Below are 23,707 nucleotides of genomic sequence, written 5' to 3' on the forward strand. Positions count from 1 at the left end.
ATCCGGTCCGTCGGGGTTTCGGCTGGCATGGGTCGCCGTCCCGCGACGGCGTTCGCTCGGCTCAGAGGGTGACGGGCGCGAGGTCGTCGCGCCTGATCACCCGCCGACGCGACGCCTCGAGCAGGTCGTCGGCCGTGATGGCGTCTGCGGGGCGCACAATCGCGAGTCCTCGCTCGGCGAGGAACGCGGCGAGGTCGTCCTGGTGGCCGTCGACGTGCTCGCCGTGGCCGACCGATCGGGCGGCGAGCACGGGCACCTTGCCCGCGGCGAGCGCGGCGAGCGCCGTGCCGGTGCCGGCGTGCCCGATGACCACATCGGCGCGCTCGAGTTCGGCCGAGAGCTCGGCCGACGGCACCGCGGGCCTCGCGTCGATGGCCAGGCCCGAGACATCCGTCGACCCGGTCTGCCAGAGCACCTCGGCGTCGTCGGGCAGCGCACGGGCGGCGGACTCGATAAGGCGCCGGAAGCCGTACTCCCCGTTGCCGCCCACCGTCACGACCGCGCGGCGGACGGTCTCCGTCGCTGCCGGCTCGACCGTCTCGACGCGGTACCCGTCGAACACCGAGAGCGCGTAGCCCCACCGGTCGGAGGTGCGGTTCGGGTACTGCACATAGCGGCGCACCGACGGGATGCGGTCGATGAGCCGACCCGTGGTCGAGAGGCCCGTGACGCGCGTCGCGGACTCGACGTAGCTGAACGGCACCCGGCGCGCGAGGGCCGGGAGCAGTGCCGAGAGCGCGATCTGCGCGCCCGAGCTCACGACGCGGTCGACGCCGTGCTCGGCGATCGCGCGCCTCGCGATGCGCGTGTCGCGCAGCACGCCGATCGCGTCGCGCGGCGGCCTGGTCGGCACGTGCACGACGCGCTCGCCCTCGAGCAGCGAGCGGCTCTGCGCGGTGTCGTCGGTCATCCAGACGACGTCCTCGCCGGCCGCGATGCGCGGGGCGAGCAGGTGGAGCTGGGCGAGGTGGCCGCCCGAGATGGCCACGAGCATGGTCGTCATCCCTCTGCTGCTCCCTTCTCGAGGGCCTGCCAGGCGATCTCGGCGATCACCCGCTGACCCGCGATCGATGGGTGGAAGTGGTCGATCGCGGAGATCTCGCCGACCGTGAACGGGTACGCGAAGACCGCCCCGTCGTCGTCGAGGCAGCGTTCTGCGGCCGCGCACACCCGATCGATCGCCTCGTTGTACTCGTCGACGCGCGCCGCGACGGCATCGCGCCGTTCGGTCGCCGCGGCCGAGTCGTCGTCGGCCGACCCGAGCAGGTTCTTGCACGACGGGCTCGAGTTCCACGCCTGCACGGCGCCGGCGTCGCTGCGGCCGATCTCCCACAGGTGGTGCAGGTCGGGCACCGACAGCACGAGGATCGTCGCGCCGGGCACGTCGGCGTTCAGCCTCGTGAGCAGCTCGCCGAGGCGCGACTCGTAGTCGGCGGCGGAGGTCATCTCGTCGAGGGTCGGCGCGCACGCGTCGTTGCCGCCGAGCAGAACGGTCACGAGTTCGGGCTGGGCGGCCACGACCTCGTCGGCCAGGCGGAGCGCGTCTTCGACGTCGCCGCCGTCCTTGGCCGCGTTCACGACGTCGGGTTCGGTTCCGGATGCCGCGGCGAGCCGTGCGGCCACCGACCCGACCGCGGGGTCGCTGCCGCCCGACCACGAGGCCGCCGCGCACTGTCCGGGCTCGGCGCACGCGTTCACGCCGAGCGAGACGGAGTCGCCGAGGATTCCGAGCGTCGTCACGGTCGGCGCGGTCTCGGGCTGTTCGAGCTCGGTGAGGTCGGGCGGCGCCGCGGCGCTCGGCGCGCAGGCGGCGAGGGCGAGCGCCGCGAGCACGGCGGTCGCGGCGGCCATGGCCTTGGTCGTTCGGGTCACGAGTCAGCCTTCCGGGAGTCGGTGATGCCGGTCGTCTCGCCCACCGTCTCGACCGAGGTGTCGACGGCTGCCTCGAACTCGGTCTCGGCCTTCGTCTCGGCCTTCGGGTCGTTCGACGCCTTGGCGGCAGCGGGCTTGCGCACCTGCTTGACGAAGCCGACGATCGCGGCGAGGTCGCGGCGGTAGGCGGGGATCGCGAGGCACACGAACAGGGGCACGACGCCGGCGGCCGCGCCGAGCAGGAGCTGCACGATCGTCGGCAGTCCGTCGGTCAGCCGTTCGACCCCGAACGCGGCGCCGAAGCACAGTGGCGCGAGGATCACCGGGCGCACGATCGGGCGGATGATGTCGCCGACGCGCACGAACGTGCCGACGGTGGCGTAGTAGAACCCGGGCACGAGCAGCACGAGGGTGAGCAGGCCGTAGACGAGCGCGAGCCCTTCGACGCCCGCCCACCAGATGCCGAGGAAGTAGCCGCCGATCACCATCGGGCGGGTCACGAGGTAGTAGACGAGCTGCCGGTGCGCGCGCCCGAGGGTGATGTAGAGCCACCCGAGCACGCTGCCGATCGACTGCGCGATGCCCGCGATCGCGAGCAGGCTGAACAGCGTCGCCGCCTGCTCCCACCCGGGCCCGAGCAGGATCGCGATGAGGGGCGACGACACCGCCGCCGCGACCGCGTACACGGGGATCGTCAGGTAGCCGATGATCATGAGCGCGCCGCGGATGTAGCGGCGGTACCGGTCGCCGTCGTCCTGCAGCTTGCTGAGCACGGGCAGCGCGACCCGGCCGAGCGTGCCGTTCAGCTGCTGCATCGGCAACAGGTAGAGCGCGTACGCGCGCGAGTACTGGCCGAGCGCGGCCGGGCCCATCTGCTGGCCGATGATGACGTTGTCGGCGTTCTTGGCCGCGTAGTTCAGCAGCTGCACGCCGAAGATGCTGCCGCCGGTCGAGACGAGCGGCACCACCTCGCGGGAGATGTACGGGCGCCCGAACCTCGGTCGCGACGCGACCCACAGCGCGATGAGCCGGTAGAGCTGGCCGGCGCCCGACATGACGACGAGCGACCAGACGCCCCACCCCATCGCGGCCGCGCCGATGCCGAGCACCACGCCGCAGAGCATCGACACGACGTCGATGTTCGCGAGGGTGCCGAACTTGAGGTCGCGCTGCACGCGCGCCTGCATGGGCATCGAGAGTCCGTTGATGAGCAGGATCGGCGCGATGGCGAGAGTGAGCGGGATCAGCCGTTCCTCGCCGTAGAGCATCGCGATGAGCGGAGCGCTGACGGCGATGATCGCCGTCAAGCCGATGCCGAGGGCCACCGAGAGCCACATGACGCTCATCCACATGCGCTCGCTGAGCTGCTTCGCCTGGATGATCGCGCCGGTCAGGCCGAAGTCGCGCACGAGGTCGGCGACCCCGACGATGGCCGTGATCATGGCGACGAGGCCGAAGTCGGCCGGGGTCAGCATGCGCGCGAGCACCACGGTCGACGCGACCTGGATGAGCGTCTTGCCGCCGAACCCGCCCATGGTCACGAACACGCCGCGCGACGACGTGTGCGCGAGGCGGTCGCCGCCCTGCCCGCTCATGCGCTCACCCGGCTGGAGTCGTCGCGGGCCCAGTCGCGTGCGGCCTCGCCCGCGATCGCCCGGTGCGCGCGCATCCGCGGGATCGTCGAGGTGACGCAGTACACGGCGAAGGCCGGCCACAACGACGGGCGGCGCGCGACGCGCCCGATCAGGTTCGCCATCCGGTCTCCGATCGGTTCGTCGGCGTGCAGGCCCCGGTCGTCGGGGAGCTCGAGGTTGCCCCGCGCGATGCGCGTCGACCGTCGCAGGTGCGCGCCGAGCGTGCGGGCCCCGCGCACCGTGAAGACGTGCCCGTCGAGCGTGCCGCGTTCCTCGTGCGCGAACAGCTGCTGCACGAACCGGTCGTCGGCGATCACGTCGGGCCACGAGTCGAAGCGCTCGCGGCCTGCTCGGGAGAGCGCGTAGATGCCCGACCCGATGTGGCCGCGCGTGCGGTAGTCGGTCAGGTCCCAGATCCGGTAGTGCGCCTGCACGCCCCACGACGAGGCCGCGGTGTCGACCTCGAACCGCGGCGACGCGATGAGCGGCCCGTCGGCTTCGTCGAGCAGGTCGGCGAGGGCGAGGAGCGCCGGGAGGTCGACGAGCACGTCGGCATCCACGTAGGCGCGCGGGAAGGCGGTGGCCGCCGCATCCCCCGCCTCGAGCGCCGCGATCTTGGAGGCGGCCTCGATCTCGACGACGCGCACGACGGGCGCGAAGGTGCGGGCGACCCGCACGGTCGCGTCGGTGCATCCGTTCGCGACGACGACGATCTCGCACTCGGCCGCGCGCGGGTCGGCGACGAGCGCCTCGAGCAGGCGACTGATCACGGCCGCCTCGTCGTGCGCGGGGATGACCACCGACATCCTCGCCGTCATCGCGCGGCCGCCTCGGCGAGGGCGCCGGAGGCCGAGGAGGAGTGCTCCGACGGGCCGCCGGTCGACGGGCGGGCGAGCGCCGCATCGGCGTCGGTGGCCTCGACGGATGCCGCGGCATCCGCCCTCGACCCGGTCGCCTCGACCGCACGCCGAGGCGCCTCGGTGAGCAGCCACGCGCCGACCGCGAGCAGCATGCAGAGGATGAAGAAGGTCTGGAAGAAGCCGAAGGCGTCGTAGAAGAAGATCGCGGCGATGTAGCCCGAGATCGCGACGGCGATCGCGAACGCGAGCAGCGCGTGACGGCGCTCGGCAGCCTGGGTGAACGCGAAGCGCAGGAGCATGATCGGCGGCACCAGCAGGAGCACCGCGAGCCCGAGCACGCCGAGCGCGCCGGTCTCCATGAGCGTGCCGAGGAACTGGTTGTCGAGGATGAACGCGTTCGCGTCGTCGCCGATCACGATGCGGCTGCCGAACCCGCTGCCGAAGAAGGGCCGCTGCTCCACCTCCGCCATGGCCGGCTCGAGGTCGGCGAGGCGCCCCGCACCGCCCATGCCCGCCGAGGTGTACTGCGAGGCGACCAGCGAGTCGACGTCGAGGAACGAGAGCACCATCGACTCGAACACCTTCGGCACCACCGCGGCCGCGAGCAGCATCACGGGCAGCGCGAGGGCGAACAGCACGCCGGCGACCTTCGGATGGAGGATGAGCGTCACGAGGAACATCACCGCGAGCACGACCACCGCGGTGCGCGAGATCGCGGCCATGATGCCGCCGAAGAGCAGGACGGTCGCCGCGCCGTAGACGATCCGGCGGTTGATCTCGTTGTGCGGCCAGGCCGCGTACTTCGCGAGGTACACGGCCAGCGGGATCAGGATGCAGAGGGCGACGGCCAGGGCGATCGGATGCTGCGCCGAGCCGAACGCCCGCGCGACGCCGGCCCGGCTGACGTCGCCGCCCTCGCGGAGCAGCGTCAGCGGCAGGAAGTTGCCGAGCACGAGGAACACGTTGAAGCGCGACATCCGCTCGACGACGGCGAAGAACGCGACGACCACGCCCGCCCACGTGATGAACGTGATGAGCAGCATCGCGTCGCGCTCGCTGCGCAGCAGCAGGCGGAAGGCGAAGAAGACGGCGAGCATGAACCCCATCTGCACCATGCCGCCGACGGCCGTGCCGATGAGCGCCTCGTTCGCGAGGTCGGTCACGTTCACGACGAACGACACGGCGATGGTCGCGAGGAAGATGCCGATGGGCCAGCCGAAGGCGACCGGCCGCCACCGCACCTCGGGTTTCAGGATCAGCGAGACCACGAGCGCGATGATCACGATGCCGAGCACGAGCCGGTACGGCTCGAGCTGGAACGGCAGCGGGATGGGGATCGCGTACCGGCGCGCCGGCACCAGCATGATGACCGCCGCGAGGCTGATGATCATGGCCGTCCAGGTGAAGATGAACCGCCGCAGCAGCACGATCACGGCGACGGACGCGATGGCCGCAGCGGCGATGAGCGGCGGCAGCAGCAGCACCGCGGCGAGCGCGACGACCGCGAGCACGACCGCCGCGGCGATCACCCGGCCGCGGCCCGGTCGCCCGCCGGCGCCCGCGATGCTGCCGCCGCGGGGCGACCGGCCTCCGTCGGCGCCGCGGCGCGACACGTGGTCGCGCGCCACGACCTGCGCGCCGTCCCCGTGCGGGACGCCGTGAGCGACGCTCATGGCCGCGCTCAGTCCGCTCGGGTGCCGGCGCCGACCAGGACCTGGTCGTCTTCGTCCGCGGTGGGCTCGATCACCTCGACGCTCGAGGTGTCGGCCTGGGGCGTCGTGCCGTCACCCGCGGGCGGCGCGACGCGCGAGCGACGGCGGGGCCGGTTGCGCTTGCCGCGGTTCGAGCGGATCCCGGCGAGCACGAAGGCCAGGGCGACGAAGCCCAGGAACACCGCGAAGCCGGTCACGACGATCGGGATGGCCGGGTTGCTCGTCTCGCCCGCCACGGCCGCACCCGAGTTCAGCACCTCGAGCTCGACCCGGTTCTCGGGGGCGATCTGCTTGGCCGTCTGCTCGGACGCCACGTAGTCGAGGAAGACGTCGGTCGCGGTCGCGCTGAGCTCCTCGGCGCGCTCCGGGGTCGACGCCGTGCCGACGATCTGCAGCACCGGCAGCTTCAGCGAGCCGGGGAAGCGCTCGTCGCCGGCCGGCTGGGTCGTGCGCCGGATCGCGGTGATCGACTCGGTGTCCTCGTCGAGGGGCCCGGTGGCCGCCTCGACCTCGGACCGCACCTCGGCGCCCGACACGAGGTACGCGTAGATCTGCGTCGCCGCGGCCAGGTCGAGCGGCTCGGCCGCCGTCACGCCCTCCTCGATCGTCTGGCCGGGGACCTGCGACTGGAAGAGCGTGTCGGTCGGGCTCGTGACGAGCACCGTGGTGCTCGCCGTGTACGACTGCACCGCGCGCGACTGCACCCCGTCGCTCGTCACGCTGAAGCCCGCGAAGAATGCGGCGACCGCGGCGACGACCAGGCCGAACGCGAGCAGCCATTTGTAGCTCCACAGCGTCTGCAGGTACTTCGGAGTCTCCATGTGTGCGTCTCCCTCGTGCTCGCGACCGGTCAGGTCCACGATTCTGCGGGTGCCCCCCATGCCGATTTCTCGGAACCCGGCGCGCCATCGCAGAAGAGCATTTCGAGGAACACTTCGTCATGCTCATGGTGCGGCCGGGGTGTTAACGGCGCCCCCGTTTTCTGTTGCGCGCCTGTTAACTCTGCGAGTCAAAGCGGCGCATTCCGTTGTGCCCCCCGCGCAGTCCATCGATGGTTGGAAGGACACAGTCTGCGTCACGGGGGTGCTCTATGGGCTCGACGGGTACGGCGGCGAGAGGCGGCGAGCGCATCTCGATCCTCTACAGCTTCCCGCACGCCTTCGGCGCGCCCGGGATCGGCTGGACGGCGTGGAACCAGGTGAACGAGCTGGTGCGCGCCGGGCACGACGTGCACCTCGTCGCCGCGAGCATCGCCAGGCCGGTCGACGGGCTCACCTCGGTGACCACCTCCCTCGAGGTCGCCGGCCGGCGCATCCCGCATCGCGTGCTCGGCCGTGATCGCGCGCTCGCGTGGCACGACCGGGTCGCCGCCCGCGTCGTCGCGCAGCGCCCGCACGAGGTCGTGCACGTGTGGCCGCTCGCCGCGACGCGCACCATCGAGGCGGCGCACGCCCGCGGCATCCGCTCGTATCGCGAGGTGCCGAACACGCACACCGCCCACGCGTACGAGGTCGTCGCCGCCGAGTCGGCTCGGCTCGGGCTCCAGCCGCGCACGGGCTCCTCGCACGCGGCCGACCCGGTGAGGCTGGCCACCGAGGAACGCGAGTGGGCGACCGCGACCGCACTGCTCGTGCCGTCGGACGCCGTCGCGACCACCTTCCTCGATCGAGGGTTCGACCCGTCTCGCCTGCAGCGGCACCGGTACGGCTGCACGCCGCAGGGCGGGATCGAGCGCGACGACGTCGAGGGCGCACCGCTCACGGCGGTGTTCCTCGGGCGGGTCGAACCGCGGAAGGGCCTGCACCACGCCCTCGACGCCTGGCTCGCCTCGACCGCGAGCGAGAGCGGCAGGCTGCTCGTGTTCGGCCTGGTCGACGAAGAGTACCGAGCCGTGCTCGCCGATCGCATCGCGCACCCGAGCGTGCACCTGCGCGGCGTCACCGCCTCGCCCGTCGACGAACTCGCCCGCGCAGACGTGCTCCTGCTGCCGAGCGTCGAGGAGGGCAGCGCCCTCGTGACCTACGAGGCGCAGGCCGCCGGATGCGTGCCGCTCGTCTCGACCGCCGCGGGCGCCCTGCTCGAGCACGACGTGCACGGCCTCGTGCACGAGACCGGAGACGTCGAGACGCTCACGGCGCACCTCGACCTGCTCGACGGCGACCCCGCGACGCTCGCACGCCTGCGGCGCGGCGCCCTCGAGCATGCTCCCGAGCTCACCTGGGCCGCAGCGGCCCGCAGCCTCGTGGCCGCGTACCGGTCGCAGTCGGCCGCACTCACCGACGGGAGCGTGCGTGCCGACGCCGCGTGACCTCGCCGTGATCGTCTGCACGCGCAACCGTGCCACGATGCTCGGAGCCGCACTCGAGTCGATCCTCGCCTCCGTGCCGCGCGACGTCGAGGTGCTCGTCGTCGACTCGGCCTCCGACGACGCCGCGACCCGCGACACGGCGATGTCCTCGGGCGCATCGTACGTGCGCAGCGACGTCAAGGGCCTCTCGATCGCCCGCGACCTCGGCCTGCGCACCAGCACGCGTCCGCTCGTGCTCTTCACCGACGACGACTGCGTCGCCGTCGCCGGGTGGATCGACCCCGTGCTGGAGCACTTCGCCGATTCCGGGGTCGGCGCCGTGACGGGGCGCATGCTCGACCACACGCTCGTCGGCACCGAGTCGGGCTCGCCGCCGAAGCGCTTCACCCGTCCCGTTCACGGCCTCGATGCGGGGCACGGCGCCGTCATGGCCTTCCGGCGCGAACTCGTGCTGGAGCTCGGCGGGTTCGACCCGGTGCTCGGCGCCGGACGCACCCTCGCCGGCGCCGAGGACCTCGACATGTTCTGCCGCATCCTCGACGCCGGGCACGCCATCGTGCACGACCCGGCGTGCGTGATCCACCACATGAACACGCGCCAGGGCGACGACTACACCGAGCTCCACCACGGCTACGGCCTCGGGCTCGGCGCGCTGTCGAACAAGATGATCCGGCTGCGGTTCCCGGTCGGCGCGGTGATGCTCGCCGTGCTGCTCAAGCGCACGCTCGGGCGGGCGGCGCGGCACCTGCGCGACCCCCGCCGCGGCACGGCAGACCGCGCGATGCTGCGCGGCATCCGCCAGGGGTTCTTCATCGGCGCGGGCATGCGCCTCGACGGCTCGACCTTCGTCGACGAGCACCCTCCGGCGGTCACGCCGCTCGGGAGCGAGCTCGACACGAGGACCGGCTCGCCGCTCGAGTCGACGCTCGACGCCCCGATCGACCGAGACCCCGGGAGGGCGCGATGACCGTGACGAAGGCCGAGCTGATCGGCACGCTCGACGAGAAGTACGTCGCCAACGTCGTCGCATTCGAGTCCATGATCGCCGCCGCGGCGCTCGTGCTCGACGGCGAGCACCTGCGCGGCACCGACGGCTCCATCGACCTCGTCGCCGTGCGCGCCAGAATCGCGGCGCTCACCTGGCAGGTGCCGGCCATGCGCCAGCGGCTCGTGCCGACGCCGCTGCGCCTGACGACGCCCGCATGGGTGCCGGTCGACCACCTCGACATCGCCGAGCACGTGAAACTGCACCCCGACATCGAGCCCGACGACCCGAACCACGTCGAGATCCTCACCGGGCGGCTGAACGGCCCAATGGACCTCTCCCGCCCGCTCTGGGACTTCCTCGTCGTCGAGCTCGACAGCGGGCGGGTCGCGATCGTCGCCAGGTACCACCACGTCATCGGCGACGCGCTCTTCGGGCTCAAGATCGGCGACGTCGTGGCCGGCACCGCGCCCTCGACCTCCCTGCCCGAGATCTCCGACGACGAGCGCGACGCGGTCGGCGTGCCGCCGCGCACCGGCGTCGGGATCCTCGCCATCGCCGGCCGTTCCTGGTTCGCCGCGCGGTCGGGTCGGGCCGATGCCTGGCACGAGTACTGGCGCAAGCCCTTCGTGCGCCGCCTCCGCAGGTGGGGCGGACGCGTCATCCGACCGCTGAAGAACCGGGCGATCATCGCGTCGGGCGAGGCCGAGCGCCTGCTCGTGCCTCGTCATTCCCGATACGTCGAGGTCGACCTCGCTCCGGCGACCAAGCTGGCGTACCGTCTGGGCGGCACCGTGCACGACCTCACCGTCGCGGCGACGCTGCGCGCCGTGGCGATGCTCGAACCCGACTCGGAGACAATGTCGCTGCTCGTGCCGATCTCACGCCGGTCGCGCACGGATGACGCGGCACGCAACCACATCAGCATCGTCAAGGTGACCGTGCCCACCGCCGACCCGCTCGAGCTCGTGGTTCCCGCGGTGCGGGCGCAGGTGCAGGCCGCGGTCGACGACCGCTCGAACCGCGGCCTCGGAACCCCCGACTGGCGCGGGTACGCGACCTCCATCACCTGGGGCCCGAGGCAGCGCTTCTTCGGGGAGGCCCCCATCCGCTCGGTCACCGGCTGGCCGGCCGGCGACCCTCGCGACGACCTGGCCTGCCTCTCGTGCTCGTACGGCAAGACGCTCTCGATCTCGGTCACCGCACGGGCCACGACCGACGTCGACGCGGTGATGGCCGTGATCTCCGAGTGCTTCGCGGCAGTGCCCGTGCCCCTGCCCGTGCCCGTGCCCGCGACCGCGACCGTGGGGAGCTGACCGATGCCGAAGCTCTCGGGGGTCGCCCAGTCCCTGCTCGACCTGCGCACGTACGCGCACGCGCTCCGCCTCGCGCACTTCTCGAGCTACTCGCACGTGCGCCAGGTGCGCCGTCTGCAGCTCGGCACGGGCGTCTCGATGGCGCCGAACGTGTCGTTCCGCAACGCCGAGCGGATCAGCATCGGCGCCGGCAGCCACATCGGCGAGCATTCGGTGATCTGGGCCGGCAACAGCACCGGCCGCATCGACATCGGCGAGAAGTGCCTGTTCGCGCCGAACGTCACGCTGACCGCGTCGAACTACGGCATCGAGCAGGGCGAGGTCGCGATCATGGACCAGCCCAAGATCGAGCAGGACATCGTGATCGGCGACGGGGCGTGGCTGGGTGCCAACGTGGTCGTGCTCGCGGGCGTCACCGTCGGGGCGGGCGCGGTCATCGCGGCAGGCGCCGTCGTGACCCGCGACGTGCCGCCGCTCGCGATCGCCGGCGGCGTGCCCGCGAAGGTCATCGGCGAGCGCCCGCGGGCCGAGCTGAAGGTGATCACGGCATGACGGGCGTCGACGACGCACGGGCCCCGCGGCGCCCGCTCGTGATCGAGGCGGAACCGGCGTTCCGCACGGCGCACGCGAATCCGTACAACGCCCGCCTGGCCACGACCATCGCGGCCGACGGGCACACCGTGCGCGACCTGTCGTACGTGCGCCTGTTCACGCGGCCGATCGACATCGTGCACCTGCACTGGCCCGAGCTGACGTTCCTGACGGGTCGGCCGTGGCGGGCGGTCGCGCGCATGGCGCTGTTCCGCGCCGGCATGCGCGTCGCACGCCTGAGGAACGGCACGAAGGTCGTCTGGACGGTGCACAACGTGGCGTCGCACGAGCGGCGCTCGACCCCGCGGCTGCGGGCGATGCACCGCAGGCTCCTGACGCAGGAGGTCGACGGGCTGCTCTCGCTGAGCGCCGGCGGGCTCGAGGCCGCCCGCGACGCGTACCCCGAGTTGGCCGACCGCCCCGGCACCGTGACGCCGCACGGGCACTACCGCCTCGACTACGACGTGACGCTGCCGCGCGAGCAGGCCCGTGCCGAGCGCGGCGTCGGGTCGGGCGCGCCCGTCGTCGCCTCGGTCGGCATGATCCGCCGATACAAGAACATCCCCGAGCTCGTGCGCACTGTGGTCGCGGGCGACGCCGACGTCGAGCTCGTGATCGCGGGCAAGCCGGCCGGCGCCGAGCTCGCCGACGAGATCCGCACGGCGGCGGCCGACGATCCGCGGGTGCGCCTCGACCTCGCCTTCCAGTCGGATGCCGCGATCATGGCGTGGATCCGGGCTGCCGACGTCGTCGTGCTGCCGTACCGCGCGATCCAGAACTCCGGATCCGCGATCCTCGCCCTCTCGGCCGACCGTCCGGTCGTCGTGCCCGCCCTCGGCGCGATGCGCGAACTGCAGGAGCAGGTCGGCGCCGACTGGGTTCGCTGCTACGAGGGCGAGTTCGACGCCGACGAGCTCGCGCGCACGCTCGAGTGGGCCGCTCGACCGCGCGCCGACCGGGCGCCGCTCGACCGGCTCGACTGGGGCCCGATCGCACAGCGGACCGTCGAGGCCTACCGGTGGGTGCGAGATCCCGGGGCCGAGCCCCGGCCGGTGCCCGAGACATCCGTGTCCGAGACATCGATGCCCGCGACATCCGTGCCCGAGACATCGATGCCCGCGACATCCGTGCCCGTCGAGCACTGAGGCCGAGGGCCCGAGCTTTCGCTCACCGGCCGCGCGCGGCCCGGCCGACACCGACACCATCCACCCGTACCCGCCAGCAGCACACGACAGAACCGAGGAGTCCGATGTCAGCTCTCGAATCCCAGCCGCGCCCCGCGAGGCGGGTCGCGCGCCGCCTCATCGCGCCGGCGGCGCTCGCGGCCGCCGTGATCGCTGCGACGGCGTCGTTCGTCGCCCCCGCCTCTGCCGCCGAGCCGCTGCCCGCCGGCTCCTACACGGTGACGTTCACGGATGTCGCGGCTCGCGATGCGGCGATCGCTGCGACGGGAGCGACCCCGACGCGCCTGTACGACGCGATCTTCGCCGGGTTCTCCGACACGCTCTCGGCCGAGCAGGCCGCCGCGCTCTCCTCGGATGCCTCCGTGCTCGGGCTCATGGCCGACGAGCCGGTCACCGCGCTCGCGCAGACGGTGCCGCCCGCGGTCGGGGCCGTCGAGGCGGACGAGCCGCCGGTGCGGGCCGGCGACGGCGTCGGCACCTGGACCGGTCCAGGGGTCGCCGTCATCGACTCGGGCGTCAGCACGCACACCGACCTCAACCTCGCGACCGCCGTGAACTGCATGCCGACGGGCACCGCGGCCGACGGCGACGGGCACGGCACGGGCGTGTCGGGCGTGCTCGGCGCGATCGACAACTCGACGGGCATCGTGGGCACCGCCCCCGGCGTGCCGATCCACTCGGTGCGCGTGCTCGGCGACGACCTCCTCGGCACGGTGCAGTCGCTGCTCTGCGGCCTCGAGTGGGTGGCCGACAACGCCGCGGCGAAGGACATCGCCGTGGTCAACATGAGCATCGCCTACACCGGCGCCGACGACGGCGACTGCGGTCGCACGAACGGCGACGCCGTGCACCAGGCCGTCTGCGCCCTCACCGACGCCGGCGTCTCGATCGTCGCGGGCGCCGGCAACTCGGGCCGGGACCTCGCCCTCTACTCGCCCGGCAACTTCGACGAAGTGCTCGCCGTGACGAACATGGCCGACTTCGACGGCAAGCCGGGCGGACTCGGCACGGCGCCGTGCAGCGTGACGACGAAGGACGACGCGTACGCCGTGTCGACCAACTACGCGGTGAGCGCGGCCGACCAGGCCCACACGATCGCCGCGCCGGGCGTCTGCCCCTACACGACGAAGAAGGGCAACCGGTACGGGTACGTCGCGACCGGCACGAGCATGGCCACGGGTGCCGCGAGCGGCGTCGTCGCCGCGTGCTACGCCTACGGGCCGTGCGACGGGCGATCGACCGACGAGGTCATCGGCATCATCCGCGGCCAGGCGGCCTCCGCGGCCGCCCGCGGGCACGTGTTCTCGGGCGACCCGACGAAGCCGGTGGCGGGCAAGTACTTCGGCTACCTGATCTCGGCGGTGCCGGGCGGGTCGACGCCCACGCCGACCCCGACCCCGACCCCGACCCCCACGCCGACGCCGACGCCGACGCCGACGCCTACCCCTACCCCGACGCCCACGCCCACGCCCACGCCGACGCCCACGCCCACGCCGACCCCGACGCCCGACCGCACCGCGCCGGTCGCGGCCATCACCGCACCGGCCTCTGGGAGCACGGTGTCGGGTGCATCCGTGACGGTCGTGGTCGCGGCGAGCGACAACGTCGCCGTGACGGGCGTTGCGCTGTACGCGGGCACCACGAAGCTCGGCAACGCGGCCAAGCAGGCCGACGGCACGTGGCGCGCCGTGTTCGACTCGCGGAAGTACCCCAACGGTGCATATGGTGTGACCGCGAAGGCGACGGATGCCGCGGGGAACGTCGGAACCAGCGCGCCGGTCACGATCGCGGTGCGAAACTGAACCCGGCCGCAGCGCGCCGACCGGCTCGCTCACGAAGAGAGGAACCACGCATGAAGTTGTCCGTCATCGGATGCGGCTATCTCGGAGCGGTGCACGCCTCCGCCATGGCGGAGCTCGGCCACGAGGTGATCGGCATCGACGTGGATCCGGCCAAGGTCAGCGCGTTGCAGGCCGGCCACCCGCCGTTCTTCGAGCCCGGGCTGCCCGAGGTGCTCACCTCAGCGGGCGCGACGGGCCGGCTGAGGTTCTCGACCGACATCGCCGAGGCCGGCGACGCGACCGTGCACTTCATCGCGGTCGGAACGCCGCAGTCGGCCGACGGCTATGCGGCCGACCTCAAGTACGTCGATGCCGCGATCGAGGCGCTCATCCCCCACCTGAAGGAGGGCGACCTCGTGGTCGGCAAGTCGACGGTGCCCGTGGGCACCGCCCGCAGGCTCGCCGATCGCATCGCGGAGTCCGGCACGGGTGCCGCGCTCGCCTGGAACCCGGAGTTCCTGCGCGAGGGCTACGCGGTGAAGGACACGATCGAACCCGACCGGCTCGTGTACGGCGTCGACGACGAGCGAGCGGTCGACGTGCTCGACCAGGTCTACGCCACGGCCCTCGGCGCGGGCACCCCGCGCATCGTGACCGACTACGCCACGGCCGAGCTCGTGAAGGTCTCGGCGAACGCGTTCCTCGCGACGAAGATCTCGTTCATCAACGCGATGGCCGAGATCGCCGAGGTCACCGGTGCCGACATCACGAAGCTCGCGGATGCCATCGGCCACGACGCGCGCATCGGCCGCCGGTTCCTCAACGCCGGGGTCGGGTTCGGCGGCGGCTGCCTGCCGAAGGACATCCGCGCGTTCACCGCCCGGGCGGAGGAGCTCGGCCGCGGCGACTCCGTGGCCTTCCTCAAGGAGGTCGACGCGATCAACCTCCGGCGGCGCACGCGGGTCGTCGACCTCGCCGTCGACGCGCTGGGCGGCGCGCCCTTCGGCAAGAAGGTCGCCGTGCTCGGCGTGACGTTCAAGCCGCACTCCGACGACGTCAGGGACTCCCCCGCCCTCGACGTGGCCGTGCAGCTCAAGGGCCTCGGCGCGGAGGTCGTCGTCGCCGACCCCGAGGGCACCGACAACGCCCGCCTGCGGCATCCGCAGCTCCTGTACACGTCGGTCACCGACGAGGCGCTGCGCCATGCCGACCTCGTGGTGCTCGTCACTGAATGGCCCGAGTACGTGGCGCTCGACCCCGAGCACGTCAAGTCGATCTCACGGGCGACGACCCTCATCGACGGGCGCAACGCCCTCGACGCCGACGCCTGGAAGGCCGCCGGCTGGCAGTACGTGGGCATGGGCCGTCGCTGACCGCGTGGACCGGCCCTCACGGCGCCGTCCCACGCAGACGCGCATCGGGGCGCCGCTCGACGAGCGGCGCCCCGACTGCGTCGGGCGGCCTACGCCCAGATGCGCGCGAGGTACGCGTCGGTGGGCGTCGGCGTCTGCGCGTCGAACCACGACGCGCCGTAGGAGCTCATGCCGCGGTCGACCTGCCAGCCGCCCTCGCCCGCCACGTTCTTCGACGCGGCCTTGTCGTACGAGGTGAAGCTGTTCGTGACCGAGGCCCACTGGGTGTCGTACATCGAACCGAAGACGTAGGAGTCGTTGGCGTAGAGCTGGTTCGGCTCGCCGCTACCGTTGATGGCCTGGCCGATGGTCGGCGCCTGCGCGTTCGCCGGCAGCGGGTACCTGGCCCGGATCGCGAAGATCTGGGCCGTGAGGATGGTGTGGTCGAGCGTCAGGAACGGCGTTCCGAGGTTCGGATCCTGCGGCTTCGACCCGCCGACCTGCAGGGCGCTGTTGAGCGCACCGAACAGCGTGGAGTCCCGGATCGTGAGCCCGCGGTAGCCGCCGTTGCCGTACATCTGCAGCGAGTCGATGTGGTCCTTCGCCCCGCTCGGTCGGAACACGGGCGCGCAGTAGCACCCCTCCCACAGCGAGTCCTTGATGATCGAGTTCGAGCCGGCGGCGTAACCGAACGGATCGTTGATGTCGACCTTGGCGTCGGCCATCACGACCTCGTGCGCCGAGCATCCTTCGAGCACGCCGCTCGAGGAGGTCATGCGGAACCCGTGCGAGACCTTCGACTGCGCCCAGGCCGTGCGGCTGCAGTCGGTGAGCAGCATGAACCTGCCGTTGATGCGGGCGAACGTGACGCCCTTGACGCCGACGAGCCTGGCCGAATCGGCGACCTTCACCGAGCCCCATGCACCCTTCGGCGAGACGAGGATGTTCTTGGCCGCGGTGCCGCGCCCGACGCCCTTGAGCGCGGCCGCCGACCCGGAGGAGGCGCCGTAGCCCGGCAGCGTGCCGGCGGCGACGCGGATGTGCACGCCCGACTGGATCTGGGCATCGGTGACCGACGCGATGGCTCGGCCGATCGCCGTCCAGTCGCAGGCGACGTCGATCACGGTCTGGAACTTGGCGCCGAACTTCGGCGTATGGGTCGGCCAGTGGGTTCCGTTCGGCCCGTACGAGCGCACGGTGGAGGCCGACACCGCGCCCTCCGCCGCTGCCGGCTGCACCGTGCTCGGGCGCCAGAAGACCGGCCGGAGCGGATCGACGTACGCACCGGCAGCCAGTGCGGAGGGCGCGAGCAGTGCGGCGCCGGCGAGCAGGGTTCGTCGTGAGATGGGATTCGTCATGCGCTTGCTCCGATCATCGGATGGACCCACGGCATTTCGTGCCGACGTCCTGCGCCGATCACCGAGCGTTGTCGCGCGAGCCCCCTGGTGCGACACTTCGACGCTAGTCCGAGTGCATTAACCCATCATTACGATCACGCGACGTCCCCGCGACGCGAGCCGGCGGGGTTGACACGCGGACATTCGGCGGTCGCGGGCGGGAAACCTCGGCGACACGCGCTCGCACTAGTCTTGGCGGATGACCGGGCAGGCACTCCGTCGGCTGCGCGTCGGGCTCGCCCTCGCGTACGCGGCCGCCCTCGCCTTCGTGCTGTTCTGGCCGGTCCACATCGACGGCGTCGGCGGGTTCGTGCAGTTCGGCCCGCTGCTCGACGCCATCGCACTGCTCGGCATCCCGGCCTGGGCGAGCTATCCGTTCGTCGAGTTCGCCTTCAACATGGCCCTGTTCGCCCCGCTCGGGCTGCTGGTGGCCGTCGGCTCCCGGCATCCGGGTGCACGGCGCATCGCGACCGCGACCGCAGCGGGCCTGGTGCTGAGCGGGCTCGCCGAGCTGGTGCAGCACCTGTTCCTGCCCGACCGCACGACGGACGTGCGCGACGTGGTGGCGAACGCGCTCGGCGCGGGGCTCGGGGCGGCCGTGGTCGTCGCGATCGACTACGCGGTGCGCCGTCGTGCATCGCCGATCGCGTCGGCCGCCCGCACGAGCGCGAGGTGAGACAGTGCCTGCGGCGTGTTGCCGGCCTGTCGCCCGGTGGCCGGGTCGACCTGCTCGGAGAGCAGTCCGAGGTCGTTCGCGAAGGCGAGCAGGCGTTCCATGAGCTGCTCGGCGTCGGCGAGCCGGCCGCTGCGGGCGTACTGCTCCACGAGCCAGAACGAGCATGCGACGAAGGCGTTCTCATCGCCCTCGACGCCGTCGATCTCGGCCTCGGTGCGGTAGCGGCGCAGCAGACCGCCGCGCATGAGCGTGCGTTCGAGGTGCGCGACGGTGCCGAGCATGCGCGGGTCGTCGGCGGCGACGTAGCCGACCTGCGGCAGCTGCAGCAGCGCGGCATCCGCCTCGCCGGAGCCCTCCGATTGCACGTAGCTGCCGAGCCCGGGGTCGAAGCCGGTGCGCTCGATGCGCTCGGCAAGCGTGCTGCGGATGTCGCGCCAGAGCTCCACCGGCCCGTCCCGGCCGTCCTGCTCGACCGCGCAGACGGCTCGATCGAACGCGGCCCAGAGCATCACCCGGGAGTGCGTGAAGTGCCGTTCGGCGCCGCGGATCTCCCAGATGCCCGAGTCGGCGCGGTCGAGCCGGCGTTCGGCCTCGCCCAGCAGCGCGCGCTGCAGCGGCCACGCGAACCGATCGTCGTCGGACCCGTCGTGGCGCACGGCGTCGAGCGCCGTCAGCACCTCGCCGAACACGTCGGACTGGAACTGCTCGGCGGCGGCGTTGCCGACCCGCACGGGTGACGCGCCGCCGTACCCGGGCAGGTCTCCGACCTGCCACTCGGGCAGGCGGCGTTCGCCTGCGACGCCGTACATGATCTGCACGTCTGCCGGGTCGCCCGCGACGGCGCGCACGAGCCAGCTGCGCCAGTGCTCCGCCTCGGCCACGAGCCCGTGCCGCAGGAGCGCCTGCAGGGTGAGCGACGCGTCGCGCAGCCAGACGTAGCGGTAGTCCCAGTTGCGCGACCCGCCGAACTCCTCCGGCAGGCTCGTGGTCGCCGCGGCGACCACCCCGCCGGTGTCTTCGTGCGTGAGCAGCCGCAGCACGAGCAGCGACCGTCGCACGGCGTCGTCGTAGGCGCCGTGCCAGGTCGCACCGTCGATCCAGTCGGTCCACCAGGCGCGCGTGGTCTCGATCGCGCCGTCGACGTCGAGCGGCTCGGGCACGTCGAGGTGCGACGGGAACCACGTGAGGCGCAGGTCGACGGTCTCGCCGGCGGCGACCGCGAACGACCCGTGGTGGGCGCGCCCGCGCGCGGTGAGGCGCGGACCGCGCAGCACGAGCGCGTCGGGGCCGGCGACGGCGACCAACGCGGGCGCATCGGGGGTTCCGAGCTGGCGCATCCACGGCAGGGTCGCGGCGTAGTCGAATCGCACTCGCAGCTCCTGCCGCATGGTCACCGTTCCGCTGAGGCCGCGCACCCTGCGGATCACGTCGCTGCGGGCGTCGTGCCGTCCCGAACCGGTCGGCATGAGCTCGGTCACCTCGACCTCGCCGTCGGCGCACGCCCACCGGCTCACCAGCGTGAAGGTGTCGCCGTCGTAGCGACGGGTGCCGAGCGCCTCGGCATCGTCGGGCCGCAGCAGCCATCGCCCCTGCTCGGGGCCGCCGAGCAGGGCGCCGAAGACGGATGCCGCGTCGAACCGGGGCGGGCAGTACCAGTCCATCGATCCGCCGGAATCGAGCATGGCGGTCGTGCGGCAGTCGCCGATGATCGCGTAGTCCTCGATGGGCGCGGGCATGTGGCCTCCGTCGGTCGGTGCCCCCATTCTGTCCCCATGCGGCTGCGGCTCCGCGCATAGCATGGCGGGGTGGACGAGAACGCGACGAGCACGACGGATGCCGCGGCATCCGTCGCTCCGAGCGTGCGACGCCCGCTGATGCCGACGGCGGCCCGCATCGCGTTCGTGCCGTACCTGGTGTTCGTGGCGCTCGTGGTGTTCCTGCCCGCCGACGACGCCGCACGCGTGACCGGCATCGTGCAGTGGGCGGCGCACGTGTTCGCCGGGTGGGGTCTGCCGCTGCACGAGACCGCCGTCGTGCTCGAGTTCGTGGCGAACATCGCCCTGTTCGTGCCGTTCGGGCTCCTGGCGCGGTTCGCGATGCCGCGCATTCCGGCGTGGACGGTCGTCGTGGCCGGGTGCCTCACGAGCACCGCGATCGAACTCGTGCAGCTCGCGATCCCGTCGCGGGTCGCGACCGTCGCAGACGTGATCGCCAACACGCTGGGCGCCGTGCTCGGCGTCGTGCTCGCGGCGGCCGTGAGGTCAGCCGCCGGTCGCCGGGTCGGCCGTCGCGACCCGGCGTGAGCGGCCGCTCGCCCACCGCAGCAGCATCTCGAACGGCCCGCGCCCGACGAAGCGGCGCCAGAGCCAGGCGAAGGCCATCGAGCCGACGACGAGCCCGACGAGCAGCGGCCACGAGTCATCGGTGACCGCGCCCGATGCGGGGTCGGTGCGGATGGCCAGCGCGATCACGACGAGGTGCAACGTGTACACCGTGAGCGGCATCGAGCCCATCGCCGCGATCGGCGAGGTCGCGGCGACCGCGACGCGGCGCACTCCCGCCGAGGCGAATCCGGTGAGCACGAGCAGCAGCGAGACCACGGCGGCCGCGATGCCGGTGTTCGCCAAGGTCTCGAGCGAGGCCCGCATCGGCACCGACCACGCGGCATCCGCCACGATGAACGGCGAGGGCAGCAGCGTCGAGACGGGCAGCAGCACGCACCCGACGGCGGCGCCGATCAGTCCGGTGAGGAACACCGTGGTGCGCGAGCCGAGGTCGAGGCGGGCGAGCGCGAGCCCGATCAGCATGACCGGCACCCAGACGATCACCGGGTAGGCGCCGCTCACCGCCCAGTCCACCGGGATGCGGAACACGCCCTCGCGCGCACCGACCACGGCCGGCGAGCGCGCCGCGATCTCGGCCAGCGCCGGTGCGAGGGCGAGCAGGCCGATGCCGGTCGCGAGCGCGGCGCGCGGCGGCAGGAAGAGCAGCGGCAGCATGAGCAGGAACGCCACGCCGTACACGTCGAGGATGATGAAGACGAGGGGGCGCAGCGTCGCGGCGATGAGCAGGCCCATCGCGATGAGGATGACCGCGCGGATCGCGATCTGGCGACGCAGGATGCCGCGCTCCTCCGGGGCTGCGACGGGCCGGACGCCTCCGGAGATGAAGCCGAGCCCGATGCCCGCGGTCAGGGCGAACAGCAGCCGCGGGCGTTCGTCGGCGATGCCGATGAGGGCCATGACCGACGCGTCGTCGACCGCGGGCGCCACGTGCGCGACGAACATGCCGATGAGCGCGAAGCCCCTGGCCGCGTCGACCCCGACCACCCGCGCCGCCGCGACGTCCGCCCTGCTCATGTGCCCATGTTGGGGTCATCCGACCCAGGTCTGCGAGAGGACACGACGGAAGCCCGGATCATCGATCCGGGCTCCCGTGGCGCAAGCGCCTTCCGAGTGGTCGCGCTGGGTCGTGAAGGCGTCAGTCCTGTTGCCGTGCTCGACGGACCGTCGTCATGACGACGACGAGTGCGGCACCGAGCAGCAGGGCTCCACCGGCGATCCAGATCCAGAGCACCGGGGTGTCGTACCCCGTGGTGGCGATGCCGCCCGTGCTCGCGGAGTCCGCCGGGACGACGGTCAGGGTGCCCGTGGCGACCCATTCCCCGGCGGTGTCGGTGATCGTGTAGGTGCCCGGTGCGTTGGCCGAGACCTGGAACGACACCGTGCCCGAGGCATCCGTCGCCCTCGATGCGGTCGCCGCCTTCAGCACGGCCAAGGTGACCGCATCTGGAGCGGTCGCCGTCGACGGCGTGTTCGGCGGCAGTCCGCTGAAGGTCATCGTGCCGACCTCACCGACCGTCAGGGTCACGTTCGTGCCCTGGCCGGTGTAGCCGGCACCCTCGGCTGCTTGTGCCGCCGCGGGTGCCGCGATGAGTGCGGCCGCCAGCACGGCGACGCCTGCAAGGATCTTTCGGAACATGATTGCGCTACCCCCGTATGCTTCATCAGCACCGGAGAACCCCGATTTCGGAACCCCCCAGAGGTGCCGCCCTTCCGAAAGACGACACCTGCTCACCTTAGGGGAGATTCACAGGAGAGCGCGACCCCTAATGTTTCCGGCGCGTAAACGAGTGGCGTCGATTCGATGCGAGTAACCTTCTCCCCCGCCGTTCCGCCGAGGAATCCGAAGCGATATTCGGCACTCTCGCCGGGCGCGAGCTGCGAGACGACTTTGCTGAGCGTGTAGCCGGTATCGGAGGTCGGGTGGTACCCGACCGGCTCGTCGTTCAGCAGCACGCCGAGGTTGTACGTGCCATGCGCACTGTAGACGTGCACCGAGGTCGTGATCGAGCCGGGCGGCGTGCCGAACGAGCCGCCGCCGGTGACGTACGACGGAAGGCTCGTCGCGGCATCCGCCGGTGCCGTGTTCGTGAGCTTCACGACGATGTCGTAGTTCGGCAGGCCGTCGTTGCGACACGTGATGACGCCCGCGCCGACCTGCACGTCGAGATGGGTGTCCATCTTCGAGCCCGTCATGTCGTTCAGGTACACCCCGAACGCCTGCTCGGTCGCCGTGCTCTCGGGCAGGCCGCCCGCGATCGTCGTGCCGGCGAGCACGGCCTGCTCGTCGACATCCGCGTTCCAGACCAGGATGCGGCGTTCCGAGCCCGCCTGCGCGAGGGCCTCGACGAGCTGCTGGGCGTCGACCTTGCCCGACGTGAGCGCCGAGAAGACGCCCGCCGCGACCTCGGCGAAGATCCCGTCCTGCTGCGACACCGGGTATCGCGCGTAGACGTCGGTCAAGAGGAACTGCACGGCGTTCTCGCTCGTGAGCTGGTCGCCGGTGCTGATCGTGATCGGCCCGGTGGCGCGCAGCAGGTAGCCCAGTGCCACCGGGTCGACGGCGACCACCGACTGCACCTCGGTGCCGAACTTCTGCCGCCACATCTCGCGCGCGATCGTCGCGGCGAGCGGGAACTGCGGGGTGAAGGTGACGTCCTGCATGTAGCTCGCCGTGTTCGGGCCCCAGAGCGCCCGCGTCTCGATCGGCAGCTCGACCACCGGATCGGGGAACTTCGCGAAGTCGAGGGCCGCAGCCTGCTGCGTCATCGAGACGGCCCCGCCGTCGGCGTGCACGATCGCGAGCGCGCCGGGCGTGCCGCCCAACGAGCGCAGCTCGGCGTTGTTCTGGAAGAGCAGCAGCGTGTCGCGCGGGCCGTCGGCGCCGAGCATCGCCGGCAGCAGCTGCACCGCGTTGTCGAAGCCGACGACCGTGCCGCCGGCCTCGTCGACCAACGCGGTCAGCTCGTCGCGTGCATCGGCCAGCGGCCCGATCACCGCGGCCTGCGCGACGCCCGGCGCGGCCAGCGCGGCAGCCGAGCTGTCGAAGGCGATCCGGGCGGCGTGCACGGGCTGCTGCAGGTCGATCACCGGCTGCAGGTCGATCGCGCCGCCGACCGGCGCGAACGTGCCGACGCCGAGCGAGCCCGCCGTCGTCGCGAGCGGCACCACCGCGTCGCTCGCGATGCGGTCGGCGGATGCCGCGAGCACCCGCATCACCTCGAGGTTCGGCCCGATGCCCGGCAGCACCTCGGCGCCACGCCAGATCGGGTCGCCAGTCAGCGACGCAGCGGATGCCGCGTGCCCGGCGAGTTCGTCGGCAGACCGCTGCGCCGCCTCGGCGTCACCCGCGACGAACTGCGTCTGCGCCGTCTTCGCCAGCGGCACCGCCGCCTGCAGCTCGCCGACCGCGAGGAGCCCGCGGATGCCGATCCAGGCGACGGCGAACAGCAGCAGCGCGCCGACACCCACGATCGACCACACGATGATGCGCTTGCGCCGCTGTTGCTTTCTCCGCTTGCTGGAGCTGTGGTGGTGGGATCGGCCGGAGCTCGATCCGGAGCGCGTGCTCGAGCTGCCCGACCGATTGGAGCCGGAGGTGTGCGAACGGCCGGAGCTGCCCGAGCCGGAGCCGTGGGATCGCCCCGCCCCTGAGCCGGAGCCGTGCGAACGATGGTGACCGTCGGCGGAGCCCGAC

At 72.2% G+C, this 23,707-nt stretch carries 20 protein-coding genes; 9 read left to right on the forward strand and 11 right to left on the reverse strand.

Annotated features, from left to right (window positions below; translation table 11 throughout):
• Positions 1 to 61: 61 nt before the first annotated feature.
• The 6 genes from ACFVS8_RS10625 to ACFVS8_RS10650 are packed head-to-tail and all read right to left on the reverse strand — an operon-like array spanning position 62 to position 6,899.
• Complete coding sequence (locus ACFVS8_RS10625; RefSeq protein WP_387061402.1) at positions 62 to 1,003, reverse strand: glycosyltransferase; 942 nt, start codon at positions 1,001 to 1,003, stop codon at positions 62 to 64.
• The gene (locus tag ACFVS8_RS10630) at positions 1,000 to 1,872 is read right to left on the reverse strand and encodes an SGNH/GDSL hydrolase family protein (protein ID WP_387061405.1); all 873 of its coding nucleotides are present in this window, start codon (positions 1,870 to 1,872) and stop codon (positions 1,000 to 1,002) included. Before ACFVS8_RS10630 ends, ACFVS8_RS10625 begins: the two co-directional genes overlap by 4 nt.
• Positions 1,869 to 3,467: a lipopolysaccharide biosynthesis protein gene (locus ACFVS8_RS10635; RefSeq protein WP_387061408.1), complete on the reverse strand. Its 1,599-nt coding sequence runs from the start codon at positions 3,465 to 3,467 to the stop codon at positions 1,869 to 1,871. Before ACFVS8_RS10635 ends, ACFVS8_RS10630 begins: the two co-directional genes overlap by 4 nt.
• Positions 3,464 to 4,324: a glycosyltransferase gene (locus ACFVS8_RS10640; RefSeq protein ID WP_387061411.1), complete on the reverse strand. Its 861-nt coding sequence runs from the start codon at positions 4,322 to 4,324 to the stop codon at positions 3,464 to 3,466. Before ACFVS8_RS10640 ends, ACFVS8_RS10635 begins: the two co-directional genes overlap by 4 nt.
• Complete coding sequence (locus ACFVS8_RS10645; protein WP_387061414.1) at positions 4,321 to 6,039, reverse strand: O-antigen ligase family protein; 1,719 nt, start codon at positions 6,037 to 6,039, stop codon at positions 4,321 to 4,323. Before ACFVS8_RS10645 ends, ACFVS8_RS10640 begins: the two co-directional genes overlap by 4 nt.
• An 8-nt stretch (positions 6,040 to 6,047) precedes the next feature.
• Entirely contained in the window at positions 6,048 to 6,899 is an 852-nt protein-coding gene (locus ACFVS8_RS10650) for a hypothetical protein (RefSeq protein ID WP_387061417.1), read from the reverse strand.
• A gap of 269 nt (positions 6,900 to 7,168) precedes the next feature.
• On the opposite strand from ACFVS8_RS10650, the gene ACFVS8_RS10655 reads away from it, so the two are divergent.
• From ACFVS8_RS10655 to ACFVS8_RS10685, 7 genes are all read left to right on the forward strand, one after another.
• Positions 7,169 to 8,386 carry a glycosyltransferase family 4 protein gene (locus tag ACFVS8_RS10655; RefSeq protein ID WP_387061420.1) on the forward strand — a complete coding sequence of 406 codons (1,218 nt, stop codon included), beginning with the start codon at positions 7,169 to 7,171 and terminating at the stop codon, positions 8,384 to 8,386.
• Positions 8,370 to 9,353, forward strand: a complete 984-nt coding sequence (locus ACFVS8_RS10660; protein ID WP_387061423.1) for a glycosyltransferase family 2 protein — start codon at positions 8,370 to 8,372, stop codon at positions 9,351 to 9,353. Before ACFVS8_RS10655 ends, ACFVS8_RS10660 begins: the two co-directional genes overlap by 17 nt.
• Positions 9,350 to 10,687 (forward strand): wax ester/triacylglycerol synthase domain-containing protein, encoded by a 1,338-nt coding sequence (locus ACFVS8_RS10665; RefSeq protein WP_387061425.1) that lies wholly within the window; start codon positions 9,350 to 9,352, stop codon positions 10,685 to 10,687. Before ACFVS8_RS10660 ends, ACFVS8_RS10665 begins: the two co-directional genes overlap by 4 nt.
• Positions 10,688 to 10,690: 3 nt before the next feature.
• A complete protein-coding gene (locus ACFVS8_RS10670) occupies positions 10,691 to 11,239 on the forward strand; it encodes an acyltransferase (protein ID WP_387061428.1) in 549 nt (182 codons plus the stop codon).
• Entirely contained in the window at positions 11,236 to 12,423 is a 1,188-nt protein-coding gene (locus ACFVS8_RS10675) for a glycosyltransferase family 4 protein (RefSeq protein ID WP_387061431.1), read from the forward strand. The genes ACFVS8_RS10670 and ACFVS8_RS10675 overlap by 4 nt, the downstream gene beginning before the upstream one ends.
• Positions 12,424 to 12,527: 104 nt before the next feature.
• On the forward strand, positions 12,528 to 14,264 hold the full coding sequence (locus tag ACFVS8_RS10680) for an Ig-like domain-containing protein (RefSeq protein ID WP_387061433.1): 1,737 nt from the start codon (positions 12,528 to 12,530) through the stop codon (positions 14,262 to 14,264).
• A 50-nt stretch (positions 14,265 to 14,314) separates the two neighbouring features.
• Positions 14,315 to 15,616, forward strand: coding sequence for a UDP-glucose dehydrogenase family protein (locus ACFVS8_RS10685; protein WP_387061436.1), 1,302 nt, complete (start codon positions 14,315 to 14,317; stop codon positions 15,614 to 15,616).
• Between the two features lie 89 nt (positions 15,617 to 15,705).
• On the opposite strand, the gene ACFVS8_RS10690 is transcribed toward ACFVS8_RS10685, so the two are convergent.
• A complete protein-coding gene (locus tag ACFVS8_RS10690) occupies positions 15,706 to 16,953 on the reverse strand; it encodes a hypothetical protein (RefSeq protein ID WP_387061439.1) in 1,248 nt (415 codons plus the stop codon).
• A gap of 238 nt (positions 16,954 to 17,191) precedes the next feature.
• Between ACFVS8_RS10690 and ACFVS8_RS10695 the strand changes: the two genes are divergently transcribed.
• Entirely contained in the window at positions 17,192 to 17,668 is a 477-nt protein-coding gene (locus ACFVS8_RS10695) for a VanZ family protein (protein WP_387061442.1), read from the forward strand.
• Here the strand turns inward: ACFVS8_RS10695 and ACFVS8_RS10700 are convergent.
• Complete coding sequence (locus ACFVS8_RS10700) at positions 17,608 to 19,404, reverse strand: glycoside hydrolase family 15 protein (RefSeq protein ID WP_387061445.1); 1,797 nt, start codon at positions 19,402 to 19,404, stop codon at positions 17,608 to 17,610. The two genes, ACFVS8_RS10695 and ACFVS8_RS10700, sit on opposite strands and share 61 nt — an antisense overlap.
• 69 nt (positions 19,405 to 19,473) lie before the next feature.
• Here ACFVS8_RS10700 and ACFVS8_RS10705 point away from each other — a divergent pair, with 69 nt between their 5' ends.
• Complete coding sequence (locus tag ACFVS8_RS10705; protein ID WP_387061447.1) at positions 19,474 to 19,971, forward strand: VanZ family protein; 498 nt, start codon at positions 19,474 to 19,476, stop codon at positions 19,969 to 19,971.
• On the opposite strand, the gene ACFVS8_RS10710 is transcribed toward ACFVS8_RS10705, so the two are convergent.
• The 3 genes from ACFVS8_RS10710 to ACFVS8_RS10720 form a co-directional block, all read right to left on the reverse strand.
• Positions 19,930 to 21,027, reverse strand: a complete 1,098-nt coding sequence (locus tag ACFVS8_RS10710) for a heparan-alpha-glucosaminide N-acetyltransferase domain-containing protein (protein ID WP_387061450.1) — start codon at positions 21,025 to 21,027, stop codon at positions 19,930 to 19,932. The two genes, ACFVS8_RS10705 and ACFVS8_RS10710, sit on opposite strands and share 42 nt — an antisense overlap.
• A gap of 121 nt (positions 21,028 to 21,148) precedes the next feature.
• Positions 21,149 to 21,649 carry a hypothetical protein gene (locus tag ACFVS8_RS10715; RefSeq protein WP_387061452.1) on the reverse strand — a complete coding sequence of 167 codons (501 nt, stop codon included), beginning with the start codon at positions 21,647 to 21,649 and terminating at the stop codon, positions 21,149 to 21,151.
• 92 nt (positions 21,650 to 21,741) lie between these two features.
• Entirely contained in the window at positions 21,742 to 23,493 is a 1,752-nt protein-coding gene (locus ACFVS8_RS10720; protein WP_387061455.1) for a DUF4012 domain-containing protein, read from the reverse strand.
• Positions 23,494 to 23,707: the final 214 nt, after the last annotated feature.

The organism is Agromyces sp. NPDC058110 (genome assembly GCF_042884735.1).
In the GTDB taxonomy this organism is placed as follows: Bacteria; Actinomycetota; Actinomycetes; order Actinomycetales; family Microbacteriaceae; genus Agromyces.

Coding starts and splice junctions, on each gene's coding strand:
- ACFVS8_RS10645 (WP_387061414.1), bottom strand. CDS start 6,039: ATGAGCGTCGCTCACGGCGTCCCGCACGGGGACGGCGCGCAGGTCGTG.
- ACFVS8_RS10665 (WP_387061425.1), top strand. CDS start 9,350: ATGACCGTGACGAAGGCCGAGCTGATCGGCACGCTCGACGAGAAGTAC.
- ACFVS8_RS10655 (WP_387061420.1), top strand. CDS start 7,169: ATGGGCTCGACGGGTACGGCGGCGAGAGGCGGCGAGCGCATCTCGATC.
- ACFVS8_RS10625 (WP_387061402.1), bottom strand. CDS start 1,003: ATGACGACCATGCTCGTGGCCATCTCGGGCGGCCACCTCGCCCAGCTC.
- ACFVS8_RS10695 (WP_387061442.1), top strand. CDS start 17,192: ATGACCGGGCAGGCACTCCGTCGGCTGCGCGTCGGGCTCGCCCTCGCG.
- ACFVS8_RS10650 (WP_387061417.1), bottom strand. CDS start 6,899: ATGGAGACTCCGAAGTACCTGCAGACGCTGTGGAGCTACAAATGGCTG.
- ACFVS8_RS10680 (WP_387061433.1), top strand. CDS start 12,528: ATGTCAGCTCTCGAATCCCAGCCGCGCCCCGCGAGGCGGGTCGCGCGC.
- ACFVS8_RS10675 (WP_387061431.1), top strand. CDS start 11,236: ATGACGGGCGTCGACGACGCACGGGCCCCGCGGCGCCCGCTCGTGATC.
- ACFVS8_RS10690 (WP_387061439.1), bottom strand. CDS start 16,953: ATGACGAATCCCATCTCACGACGAACCCTGCTCGCCGGCGCCGCACTG.
- ACFVS8_RS10670 (WP_387061428.1), top strand. CDS start 10,691: ATGCCGAAGCTCTCGGGGGTCGCCCAGTCCCTGCTCGACCTGCGCACG.
- ACFVS8_RS10715 (WP_387061452.1), bottom strand. CDS start 21,649: ATGTTCCGAAAGATCCTTGCAGGCGTCGCCGTGCTGGCGGCCGCACTC.
- ACFVS8_RS10640 (WP_387061411.1), bottom strand. CDS start 4,324: ATGACGGCGAGGATGTCGGTGGTCATCCCCGCGCACGACGAGGCGGCC.
- ACFVS8_RS10710 (WP_387061450.1), bottom strand. CDS start 21,027: ATGAGCAGGGCGGACGTCGCGGCGGCGCGGGTGGTCGGGGTCGACGCG.
- ACFVS8_RS10685 (WP_387061436.1), top strand. CDS start 14,315: ATGAAGTTGTCCGTCATCGGATGCGGCTATCTCGGAGCGGTGCACGCC.
- ACFVS8_RS10635 (WP_387061408.1), bottom strand. CDS start 3,467: ATGAGCGGGCAGGGCGGCGACCGCCTCGCGCACACGTCGTCGCGCGGC.
- ACFVS8_RS10700 (WP_387061445.1), bottom strand. CDS start 19,404: ATGCCCGCGCCCATCGAGGACTACGCGATCATCGGCGACTGCCGCACG.